Consider the following 15303-nt stretch of genomic DNA (forward strand, 5'->3'; position numbering starts at 1 on the left):
CGACGTGATCGGGCTCGCCCCCTGGCTGGTCGGCTTCCCGCTGATCGGCGCAGCGATCCTGCTGCTGGGCGGCAAGGCCACCGACCGATGGGGCCACTGGCTCGGGGTGCTGGCCTCCGCCGCCTCCGCGGCCGTCGGCTTCGTCCTGATGTTCCGCATGATCGGTACGCCCGCCGAGGAGCGCGCCGTCGACCACCACCTGTGGACGTGGCTGTCCGCCGGCGGCCTGGACGTGGACCTCGGCATCCGGCTCGACCCGCTGTCCATGACCTTCGTGATGCTCGTGACCTTCGTCGGCACGCTCATCCACGTGTACTCCGTGGCCTACATGGACCACGACCCGGACCGGCGCCGGTTCTTCGCGTACCTGAACCTGTTCGTCGCGGCCATGCTCACGCTGGTGCTCGCCGACTCCTACCTCCTGCTCTTCGTGGGCTGGGAGGGTGTGGGCCTCGCGTCCTACCTGCTCATCGGGTTCTGGGACACGGGGCGGCCGTCGGCCCGCGAGAACGCGGTGGCGGCCAAGAAGGCGTTCGTCATGAACCGCATCGGCGACATGGGCCTGATCGCGGCGATGACGCTGCTGTTCTCGACCACCGGCGCCCTGGACTTCGCGACCACCCTGTCCGACGACGCCGTCGGCTCGCTCTCGGAGGGCATGGCCACGGCGATCGGCCTGTGCCTGCTGCTCGCCGCGTGCGGCAAGTCGGCGCAGTTCCCGCTGCAGGCCTGGCTCGGCGACGCGATGGCGGGCCCGACGCCGGTGTCCGCGCTCATCCACGCGGCCACGATGGTCACGGCGGGCGTCTACCTCATGGTGCGCTCGGGCCCCATCCTGGAGGCGGCGCCGACGGCGCAGCTCGTCGTGGTGCTGGTCGGCGCGGTGACCCTGCTGTTCGGTGCGATCGTCGGTACCGCGAAGGACGACATCAAGAAGGCGCTGGCCGCCTCCACGATGTCGCAGATCGGGTACATGATGCTCGCGGCGGGCCTGGGCCCGGCCGGGTACGCGTTCGCGATCTTCCACTTGATCACCCACGGCTTCTTCAAGGCGGGGCTGTTCCTCGGCGCCGGCTCGGTGATGCATGCGATGGGCGACCAGACCGACATGCGGCGCTTCGGCGGGCTGTCGCGGTTCCTGCCGATCACGTGGATCACGATGGGGCTGGGCTGGCTCGCGATCCTCGGGATCCCGCCGTTCTCCGGCTACTGGTCGAAGGACGGGATCATCGAGGCCGCGTTCATCCCGGTCGAGGGCCAGCCGTGGCGGGCCTGGGTGTTCGGCTCCGTCGCCGTGCTCGGCGCGGCGATCACCGCGTTCTACATGACCCGCCTGTTCTTCATGACGTTCGGCGGACGGCGTCCGCGCTGGACGGAGGGCCAGCGCCCGCACGAGGGCTCGCCCCTGATGTGGTGGCCGCTGGTGTTCCTCGGCGTCGGCTCCGCCGCGCTGGGCGCCGTGCTCGGCATCGGCGGGACGTTCACCACCTGGCTGGAGCCGGTCGTCGGGCACGCGGAGCACCACGAGCCGGTGCTCCCGGTACCCGTGATCATCACCGTCACGCTCGTGGTGGTGGTCCTCGGCGCGCTGCTCGCGTTCCGGATGTATGCGGTCCGGCTCGTCCCGGAGGAGGCGCCGCGCGGCTCCTTCCTGACCCGGGCGGCCCGCAGCGACCTGTACCAGGACGCCACCAACGAGACGCTCGTGATGCGGCCCGCACAGGGCCTGGCCCGCGTGGTGCAGGCAGGTGACCGGGACGTCGTCGACCGCGGCTGGGCCGTGCTGCCGCAGGCGGTCTCGTGGTTCGGCGGGGTGTTCCGCAAGGCCCAGAGCGGCTACGTCCGCTCGTACGCGGCCGGCATGGCGGGCGGTGTGCTCGTGGTCGCCGCCGTCGCGTGGCTCGTGGTCGGGCTCGGTGGTGCCCAGTGATCGGAGGAGAGATGTTTCCCTGGCTGACCGTGCTCATCGTCTGGCCGCTGCTCGGCGCGGTGGTGGTGGGACTGGGCGCGCTCGGTCGCTCGCGCACCGGCTCGGCGAACGCGGGGACGGGCCTCGCCCGCCCGCTCGCGCTCGGGTTCTCGCTGGTCGAGGTGGTCCTGCTGGTCGGGACGTTCGCCGCCTTCGACACGAGCGCGGCCGCCGAGTACCAGCTCACCGCCACCTACCCGTGGATCCCGCAGATCGGCGCGTCCTACGCGGTGGGCGTCGACGGCGTCGCCCTGCTGCTCGTGGCCTTGGCCGTGGTGCTGGTGCCGCTGGTGATGCTGGCCGCCTGGCGGGAGCAGGGCGGGGACGAGGTGCGCCTGCGCCGGTTCGTCGGCCTGGTGCTGCTGCTCGAAGCGTTCATGGTCGCCGTGTTCTGCGCGCGCGACGTCTTCCTGTTCTACGTGTTGTTCGAGGCCATGCTGATCCCGGCCTACTTCCTCATCGGGGGCTTCGGGCAGGGCGCCGGACGGCGTCAGGCAGCCGTGAAGTTCCTGATGTTCAGCCTGGGCGGCGGGCTGATCATGCTCGCGGCAGTGATCGCGCTGTACTTCCAGGTCCCGGTGGACCCGGAGACCGGCCTGCGGGCCTCCGACGCGTTCCTCACCGCGAACCTGGCGGGCCTCGAGCTGGACCCCGTGGTCGAGCGCCTCCTGTTCGTCGGGTTCTTTATCGCGTTCGCGATCAAGGCCCCGATGGTCCCCGTGCACAGCTGGCTGCCCGACGTCGCGGGGAACGCGAGCCCTGGCACGTCCACGCTGCTGATCTGCGTGCTGGACAAGGTGGGCACGTTCGGCATGCTGACCCTGTGCCTGCCGCTGTTCCCGGAGGCGTCGCGCTGGGCGGCCCCGTTCGTGGTCGCGCTGGCCGTGATCTCGGTGCTGTACGGGGCGATCATGGCGATCATGCAGAAGGACCTGCTGCGGCTGGTCGGCTGGACGTCGGTGAGCCACTTCGGCTTCATCATCCTGGGCATCTTCACGTTCACGCCGCTGGGCACCGCCGGGTCGAGCTTCATGATGCTCAACCACGGCCTGGCCACCGGCGCGCTGTTCCTGGTGGCCGGGTTCCTCGTGGCCAGGCACCCGGAGCGGTCGCAGCGGATCACGGACTATCGCGGCCTGCGGTCGGTCACGCCGGTGCTCGCGGGCACGTTCCTCGTGGCGGGCCTCGCGACGCTGTCGCTGCCGGGCCTCGCCACGTTCGTCAGCGAGATCATGGTGCTGATCGGCGCGTTCGGCGGGTCGCCCGCCGGCTCGGCCGCGTGGGCGATCGCGGCGGTGCCCGGCGTCGTGCTCGCGGCGGTCTACGTGCTGCTGACCTACCAGAAGATCTTCACCGGGGCGCCGGCAGTAGGGCTCGAGGCCCTGCCCGACCTCAAGGCGCGTGAGCGCATCGTCGCGGCCCCGCTGGTGGCCGGACTCCTGGTGCTCGGCCTCGTGCCGGGCCTCGCCCTGACCTACGTGGACGCGCCGGCGCAGCAGTCGGCGGAGCTCATCACGGTGGTCGACGAACCGGCGGACGCCGCCGCGCAGATGGGGAGCGACAAGTGACCGAGTTCGTGGCACCCGAGATCGACTGGCTCGCCCTCGCACCCATCCTCGTGGTGCTGGGCGCCGGCGTGGTCGGCGTGCTCGTCGAGGCCTTCGTGCCGGCGAGCTCGCGCCGCACCACCCAGATCGTGCTGACCCTCGCCGCCCTGGCCGGGGGGTTCGCGTTCGTGGCGGTCCTGTGGCCGCAGATCGTGGCGCAGCCCGTGCAGGTGGTCGGCGGCAGCGTGACCCTCACGCCGTTCGCCCTCGGCACGCAGGGCATCATCACGGTGCTCGCCTTCCTCGGCGTGCTCGTGGTGGCCGACCGCACCGCCACCGGCCAGGACGCGTTCGCGCCCACGGCCGCGGCCGTGCCGGGCACGTCGTACGAGGACCTGGCCCGCCGGTCCGGCCTGGAGCAGACCGAGATCTACCCGCTGCTGCTGTTCGCGGCGGGCGGCATGATGCTCTTCGCCTCGACCGACGACCTCATCGTCATGTTCATCGCCCTGGAGGTGCTGTCGCTCCCGCTGTACGTGCTGTGCGCGACGGCGCGCCGGCGTCGGCTCCTGTCGCAGGAGGCGGCGGCCAAGTACTTCCTGCTGGGAGCGTTCGCCTCCGCGCTGTTCATCTTCGGCGTCGCGCTGATCTACGGCTTCGCCGGCACGGTGCGGCTCCTGGAGATCGCGACGGCGGTGCAGCAGGGCGGCCTGCCGCTGGAGGGCATGACCGGGCTGCTCGTGGCCGGGGTGCTGCTGGTGACCGTCGGCCTGCTGTTCAAGGTGGGCGCCGTGCCGTTCCACGCCTGGACCCCCGACGTCTACACCGGCGCGCCCACCCCGATCACCGGGTTCATGGCCGCCTGCACCAAGGCGGCAGCCGTCGCCGCGCTGGTCGAGGTGCTGTACCGCATCTCGATCGGCGTGGGGCGCATCAGCCCGGACACGGTGCAGCAGCTCCAGATCGTCATCGTCGTCGTGGCCGTGCTGACGATGGCCGTCGGCACCGTCATCGGCTCCGTCCAGACCGACGTCAAGCGGCTGCTGGCCTACTCGTCGATCGCGCACGCCGGCTTCCTGCTGGTGGGCGTGGCGGGCTTCAACGGGCAGGTCCAGTCGTCGACGCTGTTCTACCTGCTCGCCTACGGCATCGCGACGATCGGCGCGTTCGCCGTCGTCACGCTGGTCCGCGAGCGGCGGGTCACCGTCGGCTCGGGTGAGGACAACGGTCCGGTGGAGGACGACGGCGTGGTGCTGGGCGAGGCGACCGAGCTCGCGCAGTGGGCCGGCCTTGGCCGCAGGGCCCCGTGGCTCATGGGGGCGTTCGCGCTGTTCCTGCTGTCGATGGCGGGTATACCGCTCACGGCCGGGTTCATCGCGAAGTTCGGCGCCTTCGCCGGGGCGACGTCGGGCGGCCTGTGGTGGCTCGCGGTGCTCGGTGTGCTCGCGTCCGTGGTCGCCGTCGCGTTCTACCTGCGGCTGCTGGTGATCATGGTGTTCCAGCCGGCGCCGATCACGCCGGGGGTCGAGGCGGCGGAGACTTCGGTGGGTTCCGGTTCGGACTCGGCGGGCTCGGCTGGTGCTGGCTCGGCCGGTGCGGGCTCGGCAGGCTCGGCGGGTGCAGGCTCGGCCGGCGCGGGCCCGGAGGGCTCGGCCGGCGCGGCGACCGCTACCGCCACCGCGACCAAGGCGCAGGTCACGGCCGCGCAGCGGGTGGTGGTGACCGTGGTGCGGTCCCGCGGCCCGGCCGCCGTCGCCATCGCCGTCTGCGCGATCGCCACCGTGATTCTCGGCGTTTTTCCGTCCCTGGTTCTCGATCTGGCGCAGCAGGCAAGTAAGTTCGTGCCGTGACCTCCGCACCGCTGCCGCCCCGGACGACGACGGGTACGTCGGCGTCCGCCCCGCCGGCCGCTCCGACCCACCTGCCCGACCCGACCGCGCTCGGCTTCCCGATCACGGACCCGGAGCTGGCATCCCGGCTCGCGGAACGGCTGACCGGCGTCGACGACGCGCTCTCGGAGGCCGTCACCAGCGCGGACAAGCTGGCCGACGGCGCTTCCCGGCACCTCGTCGACGCGGGCGGCAAGCGGTTCCGTCCCCTGCTCACCCTGCTGACGGCCGAGCTGGGCGACGGTGCGGCCCCCGAGGTCGTCGACGCCGCCGTGGTGGTCGAGCTGACGCAGGTCGCCTCGCTGTACCACGACGACGTCATGGACTCGGCGCCCATGCGGCGCGGGGCGCCGTCGGCCCACGTAGTGTGGGGCAACTCGGTGGCGATCCTGGTGGGCGACATGCTGTTCGCGCGGGCCTCGGCGCGCGTGGCGGAGCTGGGGCCCGAGGCCGTGATCCTGCAGTCCAGGACGTTCGAGCGGATGTGCCTGGGCCAGCTCCACGAGACCATGGGCCCTGACGACGGCGAGGACCAGGTGGCCCACTACCTCCAGGTGCTGTCGGACAAGACGGCGTCGCTGCTGTCGGCGTCGGCCCGGCTGGGCGCGATGCTCGCCGGGGCGCCGAAGGAGCAGGTCGAGGCCGTCGGCGCGTACGGCGAGAAGGTGGGCGTCGCGTTCCAGCTCGCCGACGACGTGCTCGACGTCGCGTCGTCGGGCGAGACCTCGGGCAAGACGCCGGGCACGGACCTGCGCGAGCACGTGCCGACCATGCCGGTGCTGCTGCTGCGGCAGCATGTGGAGTCGGGCGCGGCCACCGAGGAGGACGCGGAACTGCTCGCGGCGCTCGACGGCGACCTGTCCTCCGACGAGGCGCTGACGGCCGCGGTGGAGCGGCTGCGCGCGCACGCCGTGCTCACCGAGACGCGGGACCTGGCGGTGCAGTGGGCGCGCGCGGCGTCGGCCGAGCTGGCGCCGCTGCCGGAGGGACCGGTCAAGGAGTCGCTGGAGCAGTTCGCGCGGGCGTTGGCGGATCGGGCGGTCTGACGGTCTTGCTCGGTTCCACTGCAAATTGACAAACCTACACTCTGATCCGGCCGAATATTGTATATTTGCGGGGTGGAAAGTGTAGGTTTGAGTGTCGAGGACGTTGTCGATCTGCTTCGTGCCGAGGGGAGCGACGTCAGCGGCATCGAGGCAAAGGCGGCGCGCGAGGGATACCCGCAGGATCTTGCGCCGACGCTGTCGGCGTTTGGCAATATGCCTGGTGGTGGTGTCGTCGTCCTCGGTTTGGACGAGCGGTCTGGCTTCGAGGCGGTCGGCGTCTACGACGCTGCGGATGCGCAGGCTCGCCTCGCAGCCCAGGCACGCAAAGCCGTTGCTCCCCCGCTTCAAGTGTCGTTCACGACTGGAGACGTCGAAGGCGGCACAATCGTCCTGGCTCGGGTACGCGAGCTGCCGATCACTGACAAGCCCTGCGAGGTGACGGCGACAGGGCATGCTTACCTGCGTTCTTATGACGGGGACTACCCGCTCTCAGAACTCGAGCGACAGGGGTTTGTGGCGAACCGTGGGGTAGCACGGCACGATCAGGCCGCTGCCGAAGGTGCCACGCGCGATGATCTCGACGACAGTCTGGTAGGGACCTATATCGCAAACTGCCGAGCGCGGTCCCCGCGACTCGCCGCGATGCCCGATGACGAGGTCCTGCGCTCCACGCGGGTTGTCACTCGAGAGGGCGCCCCGACTCTCGCCGGGATCTACGCGCTCGGCAGCTATCCGCAGACGTACTTCCCGACGCTATCGATCACCGCGAGTGTTGCTGCCCGTCCGGAGGATCCAGTCGGGACGCGTAGCGGCGACATCGCCCATTTCGACGGGCCGCTGCCGGAACTACTCGACCAAGCAGTCGCGTGGGTCCGGCGAAATACCGCGACGCGCGTGCGGTTCGGCACCGATGGTCACGGTCGGGACGAGCCGGAGTACCCGACTGAGGCAGTGCGCGAACTCGTCGCCAACGCACTCGTCCATCGCGACCTGGGTCCGCATGCTTTGAGCACACGGGTAGTGATGACCTTGCGGAACGATCGGCTGGTCATCACGAACCCGGGCGGTCTGCATGGTCTGACCGTCGAACAACTCGGTGCAGGGACCGGCGGCAGCGCTCGCAACCAAAGCCTGTATGACATCAGCAAGGATGTACGCACCAGCGACGGACGTCGCGTGATCGAAGGCATCGGTTCTGGGATTATCACCGTCCGGCAGGCGCTGAAGGAAGCGGGAATGACCCCTCCCCATTTTGTCGATGCCGGCATCCGGTTTACCGCGATTGTGCCGGAACACGCGTTGCTGGACCCGGGCGATCTCGACTGGCTCGCAACCCTCACGGCGGCCCGTGGCTTGACCGACATTCAGAGGCATGTCCTCGCGGCGATGCGCCACGGTGAGTCATGGACGAACCGATCTCTTCGTGACAGGTTCCCGATGGACTCCACTGAAGCGCGTTCTCTCTTGACCGATCTCGTGGAGCGCGGCCTCGCGAAGGCGTTGGGAGAGGGGCGAGGACGTGCCTACAAGCTGGGGCCTGCCGCCAAGTTCCAGTTTGAGGTGGTGCCGATTCCCGTGAAGCGTCCGAAGCACGGCGAACTCATCCTGGGCATTCTCGCAAACACTCCACGTTCGGTGAGAGACCTTATCGACGCCACCGGGTTATCGGAGCGTCAGGTGAGTTACACCCTCGCACGACTCCGCGACACCGGAGACGTTGAGGTGCTCGGTGGGGCCGGGCGGCGTGGGACGCTCTATCGCCGGATCTGACGTCGCGTCGCACACAGCCATGCACGAGGACCGGAAGCTACTCAAGGAGTCGCTAGAACAGTTCGCCCAGGTGCTGGCCGACCAGGCAGCGAGAGCGATGCACTTGCTGAGCAGGTACATGCCCTACTCCAAAATGTAAGAGTAAGTGCATGTAAGAGTGGCGCCCGAGCCTGGTCAACTTGTCTATCCTTCGAGGCTTGGCGGCAGCACCATCGGGTCCCCCGGCCTCTCCGGCAGCCCGAGATCCCGCGCGAGCTGCGGCACGAACACCGCGAGCACGTCCCAGACGATCACATCGTTGACGTCGTCGTGCCGGTGCGCGGCGATGTTTCGCATACGCGCGATGCGCCGCCAGGGCACCCGGTCGAAGTGGTCGCGAACCCGTGGGTGCAGCTTCTCGCCGACCGTGGCGATCTCGATGACGAGGTAGGTGGCGGCGGCGCGCGCCTGCCAGTTCCGCTCGTCGTGGAAGGCGTCCGGCCCGGCCGCGACGATCTCGGCGGCCTGCGCGGCGAACACCGCGAGGTCGCCGAGCCGGCGTCGCGTCTGCTCGGGATCGTAGGGGCGGGTCCCCTCCCTCGGCTCGCTCGGCTGGGCCGCGTCCGGTGCCCCGGCGCCCGGCGGCTCCGGCGTCCGCTCGAAGCGGCGCTCACCCGACGTCGCACTGTTCACAGGGCGAGCGCCTCGCGCTTCGCCTGCTCGGCCGCCCTGCCGGTCGAGGCATCGTCCACGACGTCGACGTCGACCGTGAGCAGGGCTTCGAGCTCCTCGACGAGGTCGAAGTAGGCGAGCCGCGTCGCGGCGTCGGCCGCAGCCGAAACACCTACCCCACGTACCAGACAGACTCATACAATCTGGACGGGCGGCATGGGTAGTCCTGCCCGTCGAAATTCCACGACTATTCACCCACCCTCCCGGTAAGGTGCTGCCGTTGCGCCTGTGTGTGCTGTCCGGGCGACCAGACTTCGGTGGAGTAAAGAAAGAGGAGGACGCATGAGCCTGGCCTCACGCGTGTGGGAGAACCGCAGATCAGCGGCATCGATCGGCGTGGTGACTCTCTTCGGTGCGGGTCTCCTCGGGTTCGCTCTGCTGTACGAGGGCGAGGCCACCGCCGACGTCGACCTGAACGACTCGGGCGTCTGGGTGACGCAGACAGCCTCCGGCAAGCTCGCCCGGTTCAACTACGAGGCCAAGGCTCTGGACGGCGAGCTGCTGGCTGGCTCGAGCTTCGACGTCCAGCAGGAAGCGCAGCGCGTGCTCCTGGACAGCGTGGGCGACTCGTCCGCTAGCCCGGTGAACCCGGCGCAGCTCGCACTCGACTCGACCATGAAGTTCCCCGCCGGCGCGCAGGTTGCCTCGGGCGGCGCGACGATCGCGGTGTACGACGAGGAGTCGGGCAAGGCGTGGGTGATCCCGTTCGACTCGGCGGCGTTCGACGAGAAGGAGCTGAAGCCGACGCTCAAGGCTGGTCAGGGCGGCAAGCTGGCGGTGAGCAGGAACGGCACGGTGTTCCTGGCGGTCCCGGCCGACAACAAGCTGTACACGGTTCCCACCAGCTCGCTGGGCGTCGCCGAGGACGCCGAGGAGTCGTCGCTGCCCGTGTCCGCGGACGCCGAGGTTCAGGTCTCGGCGGTGGGCGACGAGCCCGTGGTGCTGGACCTGACCTCCGGGAACCTGGTGCTGCCGGGCGGGGACACGGTCGAGGTCGAGGACGGCGCGCAGGGCATGTTGCAGCAGCCGTCCGACGAGGCCGACGACGTCGTGCTGGCCACGCCGGGGGGCCTGGTCTACCAGCCGCTGGGCGGCGGGGACCTGACCATGCGGGCGGGCGCGTCGTCCGGAACTCCCTCTGCGCCCGTGCAGCTCGGCGGGTGCATCTACGGCGCCTGGACCTCCGGCCAGGTGATCCGCGACTGCGAGGGCACGGACAACGACCTCGACCAGGTGCTGGAGGGCGTCGACGACTCCATGAGCCTGGTCTACCGGGTGAACCGCGACGTCATCGTGCTGAACGACGTCGCGAACGGGTCGCTGTGGATGGCCGCCGAGAAGTTCGAGCTGGTCGACGCGTTCGAGGTCAAGGTGCCCGAGGACTCCGAGGGCAAGAAGACCGAGTCGGAGCAGACCACGCCCGAGCAGGTGGACCAGTTCGTCGCGGAGCGGGACAAGAAGAACCGGGCGCCCGAGGCCAAGGACGACTCCTTCGGCGTGCGGCCCGGCCGCACCACCGTGCTCAACGTGCTGGGCAACGACATGGACCCGGACGGCGACGTCATGGTCGTGGACGTGAAGGACGCGCCGGAGGGCGACGTGGGTGTGGACCGGGTGCTGGGCGGCCTCGCCCTGCAGGCCGACGTGCCCGCCGAGGCGTCGGGGACCACCTCCTTCACCTACGAGGTGAACGACGGCCGCGACGGCGTGGACGAGGCGACCGTGGACGTCAAGGTCGTGCCGCTCACGGAGAACAACGCGCCGACGCAGACGGGCGAGCCCGTCCTCAAGGTGGGCCAGGACGGCCTGGCCACCATCAAGGTGCTGCCGTACTTCAAGGATCCCGACGGGGACGACCTGTACCTGTCCAACGCGAGCACGGCGGACCCGCTGGACGAGGTGCGGTTCCGGCCCGACGGCACCATCGAGTTCCGCGACGGCGGCGCCACCACGGGCCGCAAGATCGTGGACATCGCGGTCGCGGACTCGCTGGGCATGCCCGTCGAGGGCAAGCTGCTCATCGACGTGGTGGCCACCAACGTGCCCCCGGTGCCGGTGCAGGACCACGTGACCGTGCTCGCGGGCGAGCCGATCACCGTGGACCCGCTGAAGAACGACTTCGACGCCAACGGCGACGAGCTGCGCCTGACGTCGGTCGCGGAGAAGGACGGGACGGAGATCGTCCCGAACAACCACGCGGGAACCTTCCGGTTCCAGAGCGACGAGCCCGGCTCCTACGACGTCACCTACCAGCTCTCGGACGGGCCCAACGCGACGATGGGTCTGGTGCGCGTCGACGTGCTGACGCCGCCGGACGAGGCCGGCTCGCCGGTGGCCGTCTCGGACCAGGTGCTGCTGCCAACCGGCGGTACGGCCCTGGTGGACGTGCTGGCCAACGACACCGACCCGGCCGGCGGTGTGCTGGTGGTGCAGAGCGTGGACGTGCCGTCCGACGCCCCGGTGAAGGTCGCCGTGCTGAACCACCAGATCCTGAAGGTCTCCGAGGTCAAGCGCCTCGGCGAGCCGGTGACGCTGAACTACACGGTCGCCAACGGCACCGGCACGACCACGGGCCAGGTGCGCGTGGTGCCCATCCCGGCGCCGGCGCAGCTCCGGCCGCCGGAGGCGGGTCCTGACCTGGCCACCGTGCACGTGGGCGACGTGGTCACGATCCCGGTGCTGAAGAACGACACCCACCCCGACGGCCTGGAGCTCACCCTGACGGACGAGCTGCAGGAGTCGCCGCCGGCGTCGGCGGGCGAGGCGTTCGTCTCGCAGGACACGGTCCGGTTCCGCGCGGGCGACAAGGCTGGCACGTTCCACGCCGTGTACGAGGTGGAGGACGCCAACGGGCAGAAGGACTCCGCGCAGGTCACGATCAACGTGCTGGACGCCCCGGAGAACACCGCCCCGCAGCTCCCGGACGTCGAGGCGCGCGTGCTGGCCGACGGGCTCGTGCGGATCCCGCTGCCGCTGGACGGTACCGACCCCGACGGCGACTACGTGACGCTCAGCTCGATCTCCGCGGCACCGGCGCAGGGCACCGCCACCATCGTGGACGGGTTCATCGACTACAAGGCCGCGGCGGACGCCGCGGGCCTGGACACCTTCACCTACCAGGTGACCGACACCCGCGGCGCGGTCGGCGAGGGCCTCGTCAGGGTGGGCATCGCGCCGGCCCCCGCCACCAACCAGCCGCCGCAGGCCGCCGACGACGAGACCACGGTGCGGCCCGGCCGCACGGTCGCGGTGGCGGCGCTGGAGAACGACACCGACCCGGACGGCAACCAGATCGGCCTGTACGAGAAGGGCTTCGAGGGCACGGAGGACCTGGAGCCCAAGGCCGTGGAGGACGACGTGGTGGTCACCGCGCCGTCCGAGGAGGGCGCGTACTCCTTCTACTACGGCATCCAGGACACCTACAAGGCGCGCGCCAGCGGCGCCATCACCGTGAACGTGGACCAGAACGCGCCGCTGCTGCGCCCCATCGCGCGCGACGACGTGGTGACGGTCGACGACGTCGAGGGTTCGGCCAGCGTGACCGTCAACGCCCTGGAGAACGACACCGACCCAGACGGCGTGGCCGCCGATCTGGAGGTCTCGGTGGACCCCGGCCTGGAGAACGTGCAGGTGGGCGAAGAGGGTGAGATCGAGGTGCAGCTCACCGAGAGCGCCCAGGTGATCACCTACACCGTGACCGACATGGACGGCCTGGAGGCCAAGGCGTTCGTGCGGGTGCCGGGCGACCAGTCGCGGCCGCACATCAAGCCAGGCCTGGAGCCGCTGAAGGCGTTCAGCGGGGAGCCGCTGACCATCGACCTGGCCGACTACGTGGTGGTCCGGGACGACCACGAGCCGCGGATCACCGAGGAGGAGACGGTCAAGGCCCTGGAGGGCACGGTCGAGGTCTCCGACCACGACACGGTGGTGTACACGTCGGCGGAGGACTACGCGGGCGCGGCCTCGGTGAGCTTCGAGGTGACCGACGGTGACGGCCCGGACGACCCCGAGGGCCTGACCTCGGTGCTGACGCTGCCCATCGACGTCACGCCGTCCACCAACCAGCCGCCCAAGATCACCGGCACGCCCGTGCTGCAGGTCGCGGCCGGTGAGGAGGCGCCGGTGGACCTGTCGCGGTACGTGAAGGACCCGGACAAGGACCCGCTGACCTTCGAGGTCGAGGGCAAGGACGGCATCACGACCACGGTGACCGGCACCACGGTGACCGGCGAGGTGGAGCCGTCGGTCTCCAAGGGCACCTTCATGCAGCTCCCGATGACGGTCTCCGACGGCAAGAACCCGCCGGTCGCGGCCGAGCTGACGGTCGAGGTCGTGGCCTCCACCCGGCCGAGGGTGCAGACGACGGAGGACGTCGTGCTCGACGCCCACCAGGGCGAGGCGACGACGATCCCGGTGCTGGCCAACGACACGAACCCGTTCCCGGAGGACGAGCTCACGCTGTCGGGCGCGCCGGCGGTCGAGACCGGTAGTGGCACCGCGACGTACGAGGGCAACCAGCTCGTGGTCACGCCCGCCGAGGACTTCACGGGCACGATGCAGGTGCGGTACACGGTGCAGGACGCGACCGAGGACCCGGACCGGCAGGTCGACGGCATGGCGAAGCTGACGGTGCTGGGCAAGCCCGACGCGCCCCGGGCCCCGCGGGTGGAGGAGGTGCGCTCGGAGACCGTGGTGCTGAGCTGGGAGCAGCCCAACAACAACGGTGCCGACATCACGAGCTACACCCTGACGACCAACACCGGCCAGGAGCACGAGTGCGCCACGACCACCTGCACGTTCGACGGCCTGCAGAACAACGTGAAGTACACCTTCACGGTCACTGCGACCAACGAGGTGGGCGACTCGGAGCCGTCGCCGGCCTCGCGTGAGGTGCGTCCGGACGAGAAGCCGGACAAGCCCGAGCCGCCCACCCTGAAGTTCGGCGACCAGAGCCTGACGGTGTCCTGGACCAACCGGTCCTACACGGACCGGTCGCCGATCGAGTGCGTCAACCTGGAGATCAGCCCGGCCCCGGCCAACGGCGTGATCCAGAAGACGTGCCAGAGCTCCAGCCCGATCACCTGGGAGGGGCTGGAGAACGGCACCGCCTACACGGTGCGGGTCCAGGCCAAGAACCAGGCCCCGGACCCGTCGGAATGGTCCGACCCGTCCGCGCCGGAGACCCCCGCCGCGCCCCCGGCTCAGCCGGCCGCGCCGGTCGCGAGCCGGGTGGACACCGCCGTCGGCGGCCAGATCAGGGTGAGCTGGACGGCGCCGGCCAACAACGGCGACGCGGTCAAGACGTACTACCTGACGGAATACCAGGACGGGAGCAGGACCAGGACACTGACGGTGGAGGGTGCCACCTCCGAGGTCATCCAGGATCGGAGCACCAACTCGACCTACACCTACACCGTCCAGGCCGAGAACAAGGCAGGCAAGTCGCCGGTCAGCCCGCAGTCCAACGGTGTGGTGCCGTACGGCACGCCCAGCGTGCCCGGTGGCGTGCAGGCCAGCCCGGGAAACCAGCAGGCCAACGTGAGCTGGAACGCGATTTCTGGCGCGGAGTTCCGAGGGCCTGGGCCCCGGTACGAAGTCTCGGCGAACGGTTCGGGCAACGCCAACGCCGGAAACGCGACCACCTACACCTACCCCGGCCTGAGCAACGGGACCACGTACACGTTCCAGGTGCGGGCCTGCAACCAGTACACCTGCTCCGGTTGGTCGGCGGCGTCTAACGAGGTGGTCCCCTATGGTCCGCCGCACCGGCCCACGATCAGCGCGACGGGCGGGAGCAACAAGGTGACGTTCACGTGGGACGGCGGAGCCAACAACGGTCGACCCACCACGGTGCGGGTGACCGGCGCGATCACCAGCACGAACTGGAGTGGCACCCAGTCGGCGAGCGCCAGCCCTGGCCAGGCCAGGGAAGCCTGCATCGTCGCCACCAACTCCGAGGGACAGTCGAGCGAGACCGTATGCGCCTCGGCGTCCGCCTTGGAACCAAGGGCGTATGTGAGCGCGGGCGGTAACCGCGACTGCTCCGAGGTCTGCAAGTACTGGGTCGTGAACTGGTCGGGCTTCGAGCCGGGCGCCCACAAGGTGGCCTGCTGGGCCGGTGACACGTCGGCCCAGGGCGGCCCGTCGTACTGGCACGACATCCACGAGCCGCACCCCACCACGTGGGACGCCAGCCCCAAGTACGACATCAGCGGTGACAGCGGTAACCAGCAGCTCCCGTGCTTCATGGGCAGGAGTTACAACGGCGTGCAAGTGGCGGTGATGATCGACGGCGTCCGATACGAAGCCAGGTCCTGGAATGCCGGCTGACGCAGGCTGACCCCGGCCCGCCGCGCCGTCCGCGGCGGGCC

The 15303-nt window shown here is 70.1% G+C and carries 7 protein-coding genes; 6 read left to right on the forward strand and 1 reads right to left on the reverse strand.

Features of this window, described 5'->3' with window-relative positions:
* Nucleotides 1-4 precede the first annotated feature (4 nt).
* From nuoL to AC0QU1_RS03210, 5 genes are all read left to right on the forward strand, one after another.
* Nucleotides 5-1930 (forward strand): NADH-quinone oxidoreductase subunit L, encoded by a 1926-nt coding sequence (gene nuoL, locus AC0QU1_RS03190; RefSeq protein WP_483576622.1) that lies wholly within the window; start codon nucleotides 5-7, stop codon nucleotides 1928-1930.
* Between the two features lie 11 nt (nucleotides 1931-1941).
* On the forward strand, nucleotides 1942-3537 hold the full coding sequence (locus AC0QU1_RS03195; protein WP_483574278.1) for an NADH-quinone oxidoreductase subunit M: 1596 nt from the start codon (nucleotides 1942-1944) through the stop codon (nucleotides 3535-3537).
* On the forward strand, nucleotides 3534-5366 hold the full coding sequence (gene nuoN / locus AC0QU1_RS03200) for an NADH-quinone oxidoreductase subunit NuoN (RefSeq protein ID WP_483574279.1): 1833 nt from the start codon (nucleotides 3534-3536) through the stop codon (nucleotides 5364-5366). The genes AC0QU1_RS03195 and nuoN overlap by 4 nt, the downstream gene beginning before the upstream one ends.
* Complete coding sequence (locus tag AC0QU1_RS03205) at nucleotides 5363-6451, forward strand: polyprenyl synthetase family protein (protein ID WP_483574281.1); 1089 nt, start codon at nucleotides 5363-5365, stop codon at nucleotides 6449-6451. Before nuoN ends, AC0QU1_RS03205 begins: the two co-directional genes overlap by 4 nt.
* An 87-nt stretch (nucleotides 6452-6538) precedes the next feature.
* A complete protein-coding gene (locus AC0QU1_RS03210; RefSeq protein ID WP_483574282.1) occupies nucleotides 6539-8221 on the forward strand; it encodes an ATP-binding protein in 1683 nt (560 codons plus the stop codon).
* Between the two features lie 183 nt (nucleotides 8222-8404).
* Here the strand turns inward: AC0QU1_RS03210 and AC0QU1_RS03215 are convergent, their stop codons facing one another.
* Complete coding sequence (locus tag AC0QU1_RS03215) at nucleotides 8405-8893, reverse strand: HepT-like ribonuclease domain-containing protein (RefSeq protein WP_483574284.1); 489 nt, start codon at nucleotides 8891-8893, stop codon at nucleotides 8405-8407.
* A 321-nt stretch (nucleotides 8894-9214) separates the two neighbouring features.
* On the opposite strand from AC0QU1_RS03215, the gene AC0QU1_RS03220 reads away from it, so the two are divergent.
* A complete protein-coding gene (locus tag AC0QU1_RS03220; protein ID WP_483574286.1) occupies nucleotides 9215-15262 on the forward strand; it encodes an Ig-like domain-containing protein in 6048 nt (2015 codons plus the stop codon).
* Nucleotides 15263-15303 lie beyond the last annotated feature (41 nt).

Source organism: Promicromonospora noduliphila, from assembly GCF_056951025.1.

Excerpts from the sequence above, each read along its gene's own strand:
- AC0QU1_RS03195 (WP_483574278.1), top strand. The coding sequence starts at position 1,942 with ATGTTTCCCTGGCTGACCGTGCTCATCGTCTGGCCGCTGCTCGGCGCG.
- AC0QU1_RS03220 (WP_483574286.1), top strand. The coding sequence starts at position 9,215 with ATGAGCCTGGCCTCACGCGTGTGGGAGAACCGCAGATCAGCGGCATCG.